This window comes from Synechococcus sp. R8-2, from assembly GCF_047461715.1.
Lineage (GTDB): Bacteria > Cyanobacteriota > Cyanobacteriia > Thermostichales > Thermostichaceae > Thermostichus.
Genome location: NZ_JANSHQ010000445.1, coordinates 1 through 3,475, shown reverse-complemented (window position 1 = coordinate 3,475; position 3,475 = coordinate 1). Strand labels below are relative to the sequence as shown.

Genomic DNA, 3,475 nt, shown 5'->3' with positions numbered 1-3,475 from the left:
CTCCTGCGATTTCTAGCTGAGGATGCCAACTCTACCCTTACCCCCAGCCTCCTTCCAGAGAGAGGGGAGTTAGGACTTAACGCACGCTACTTGTTGTTGAACGACTGTGGTGTTTGGAAGAGCTACAGCGAGCGGATCCCGGCCATCAAGCCCTGGCAGACCCCCGTCAGGAAGTCTTGATCTAGGGTTTCGAGGGTGTCGCTTGGCTTGTGGTAGTGAGGGTTGCGCAAGAAGGCGGTGTCGGTAACCATAACGGCGGCGTAGCCCGCATCCCAAAAGGGGGAGTGGTCGCTCAGGTGAGTGGCAGGCAGGATTAGGCCCCGCTGCCCGGCCAACAACCAACAGCAAGGGATCCCCACTTTTTGAAAATCACGCTGCAGCTTGAGCAGATCCCCCCAGGTGGGCCAGTTGCCAATAAGGCCAATGTAATCTCCCCGGTTGGGGTAAAGCTTCTCAAGGCCGGCGGGATAGTCCTGGGATCCGGGGGTGGGATCCCGGTAGCCCAGCATTTCCAAAGACAGCATCAGCCGTAGGGATTGCCTCTGACGTTGAAGAAACTGGGCGTAAGCCCCACTGCCCACCATCCCCCGCTCCTCCAGGTCAAAAGCCACCAGCCACAGCGGAGAAGAAGCCGGCTCGGCAGCAAAATGGCGGGCCAATTCCAGCAACACCGCTATGCCGCTGGCGTTGTCGTCTGCTCCAGGAGTTGCCGGAGCGGCGTCGAAGTGGGCCCCAATGAGAATGGGCGGGCGACCAGAACGGGATCCCGGCAATTTCAAGATCCAGTTGCGGTGCAGGCGGCCACCGGCCTCAAAGGGGAAGGACTCCAGGGATCCCCACTTAGAAAGCTGCTCTTGGATGTAGCGCTCCACTTGGCTATGGCCCAGGGGCGACCAGTCGGGATCCCGCGGCTGGGCCACCTGGCGCAGATGGGCCTCTAGGCGCTGCTGCAGGTCTGGGAGCTCTGCTGCTGACATCAGTCTCCCACCTCAGAGGGAATGGCTTGGGCATGGACTTGGCAGGCCAACTCCAGGGTGAAGTAGCGGTGGGATCCCACCGTTCCCGCCAACACCCGAAACGGATCCTCAGGCTCCCCCAGGTGATCCAGCACCAGAGCCGCCCCGGAAAAATCCTGATCCCGGGTATAGTCGTTTACCGTCACCACAGTGGGAATACCGGCCTGCTGGGCCGAGCGCAGCCCATTCTCCGAGTCTTCAAAGGCCAGGCAGGCCTGGGGGGGCAGCCCCATCTGTTCCAGGGTGTAGAAGTAGATGTCGGGGGCGGGCTTTTTGGCGGGGACAATATCGCCGGCAGCGATCACTTCAAACCAGCTTAGGCTCTCCGGCAGCGCGTGCTCCAAAAGGGCTGTTACATTTTCCGGCGTGGTGGTGGTGGCAATGGCCAAGCGGATCCCAGCAGCTCTGGCCTCCTGCAGGAGGCGCTTCACCCCTGGGCGGAGTGGGATCCCCCCTTGGGCCAATAGGGCAGTGTAGTGGCGGGTTTTGGCCTGGTGCAGCCGGGCAATGAGGGCATTTAAATCTTCACCAGGGGGTAGCGGCGGCTGGCAGGTTGCAACGAAATGGCGAATGCGCTCTTTACCTCCCGTAATGGCCAAGAGCTGGCCGTACAGCTCCACCGACCAGTGCCAGTCCAGCCCTGCCTCGGCAAAGGCAGCGTTAAAGGCCACGCGATGACCATCCCGCTCCGTGTCCGCCAGCGTGCCGTCCACATCGAAAATCAAAGCTTGGAGTGTCATGTGTACCCCCACCCGCCTACAAGCGACTCTATGCTACTGCATGGCTTGGGTGCCCCTAGCCAGGTTTCTGGGAAGGCCAACAAGGTGAGAAAATGAGGCACCGGTTATCCAATCTCGCCATGAGCTTCGATTTTGACTTGATCATCATCGGTGCCGGCGTCGGCGGTCACGGCGCTGCTTTGCATGCGGTCGAATCCGGCCTGAAAACCGCCATCGTCGAAGGTGCAGAAATGGGCGGCACCTGCATCAACCGCGGCTGCATCCCCTCCAAGGCTCTGCTGGCCGCCTCAGGACGCCTGCGGGAACTGCAACATAGCTCTGGGCTGGGCATCCAAGTGGGATCCCTTCAGGTGAACCGAGAGGCTATTGCCAATCATGCCGCCCAGGTGGTGGAGAAAATCCGCGCCGACATGACCCGCTCCCTGGAGAGGCTGGGGGTAACAATCCTGAGAGGGCGGGGCAAGTTGGTGGCACCCCAGCAGGTGGAAGTCCAGGAAGAGAAGGGATCCTATACCTACACGGCGCAGGATGTTATTCTTGCTACGGGCTCCCGCCCCTTTGTGCCCCCCGGCATCGAGGTGGATGGCCGGACGGTGTTCACCAGCGACGAGGCGGTGCGGCTGGAGTGGATCCCGGAGCGGCTGGCCATTATCGGCAGCGGCTACATCGGCCAGGAGTTTGCCGACATCTACACTGCCTTGGGATCCCAGGTCATCCTCATCGAAGCCCTGGAGACCCTGATGCCGGCCTTTGACCCCGATATTGCCCGCCTGGCCCAGCGAGTGCTGATCAAGCCCCGCTCCATTCAAACCTTTGTGGGCGTGCTGGCTCGGCAGGTGATCCCCGGCCAGCCGGTGACCATTCACCTGTCCAACGGGGAGACGCTGCAAGTAGATGGCTGCCTGGTGGCTGCCGGTCGGATCCCGGTCTCAGAGGGGCTGGGCTTGGCCGAGTTGGGCATCGACACCGGCAAACGGGGGTTCATCCCCGTCGATAGCCGCATGGCCACCGATTTGCCTCACCTCTGGGCCATTGGGGATGTGACAGGCAAAATGATGTTGGCTCACGCGGCGGCAGCTCAGGGGAGAGTGGCCGTGGAAAACATCTGTGGCCGTACTGCCTACATGGACTACCTCAGCATCCCGGCCGCGGTGTTCACCCACCCGGAAATGGGTTTTGTGGGGCTGACCGAACCTCAGGCCAAGGAGGAAGGCTACAGCGTGGGCACGGTGCGCACCTACTTTGGCGGCAACTCCAAGGCTATTGCTTCGGGAGAGACGGAGGGCATGGTCAAGCTGGTCTTCGACAAGAGTACCGGCCTATTGCTGGGATCCCACATCTTGGGGGCACATGCAGCGGATTTGATCCACGAGGCGGCTCAGGCCATTGCTCGCCGGGCCACGGTGCGAGAACTGGCCGGCTTGGTGCACGTTCACCCCACCTTGGCAGAGACGCTGGAGGAAGCCTACAAGCGGGCAACTCACGCTCTGGCAGGGCCTTAGCCAACGGCTCGGCAGAGGGTCGCCTGCCTCACTCGGTTTTGTGAGGACTCCGTCCCGCCCGCTCTGCCTCCGGCGGGGTTTACAACCAGGCTGTGAAGGGCCAGGTTCTCAGACGGGCAACCCAGCAAGATCTCCCGGCTCAAAGCGTCAAGAAGACCTTAGGATGGGGGGGAACGCGTGGGAGGAAGTGCTTTTGGTGAGCGAAGCCGAGATTACC

3 protein-coding genes are annotated in these 3,475 nt (G+C 61.6%); 1 reads left to right on the top strand and 2 read right to left on the bottom strand.

What is annotated here, in order from left to right; genetic code table 11:
• Positions 1-122: 122 nt before the first annotated feature.
• Positions 123-977, bottom strand: a complete 855-nt coding sequence (locus NW819_RS10605; protein WP_414413719.1) for a M28 family peptidase — start codon at positions 975-977, stop codon at positions 123-125.
• Entirely contained in the window at positions 977-1,756 is a 780-nt protein-coding gene (locus tag NW819_RS10600) for an HAD family hydrolase (RefSeq protein ID WP_414413718.1), read from the bottom strand. The genes NW819_RS10605 and NW819_RS10600 overlap by 1 nt, the downstream gene beginning before the upstream one ends.
• A gap of 119 nt (positions 1,757-1,875) precedes the next feature.
• Between NW819_RS10600 and lpdA the strand changes: the two genes are divergently transcribed.
• Entirely contained in the window at positions 1,876-3,258 is a 1,383-nt protein-coding gene (lpdA, locus tag NW819_RS10595) for a dihydrolipoyl dehydrogenase (RefSeq protein ID WP_414413717.1), read from the top strand.
• The last annotated feature ends 217 nt before the right edge of the window (positions 3,259-3,475 follow it).

Coding starts and splice junctions, on each gene's coding strand:
- NW819_RS10605 (WP_414413719.1), bottom strand. CDS start 977: ATGTCAGCAGCAGAGCTCCCAGACCTGCAGCAGCGCCTAGAGGCCCAT.
- NW819_RS10600 (WP_414413718.1), bottom strand. CDS start 1,756: ATGACACTCCAAGCTTTGATTTTCGATGTGGACGGCACGCTGGCGGAC.
- lpdA (WP_414413717.1), top strand. CDS start 1,876: ATGAGCTTCGATTTTGACTTGATCATCATCGGTGCCGGCGTCGGCGGT.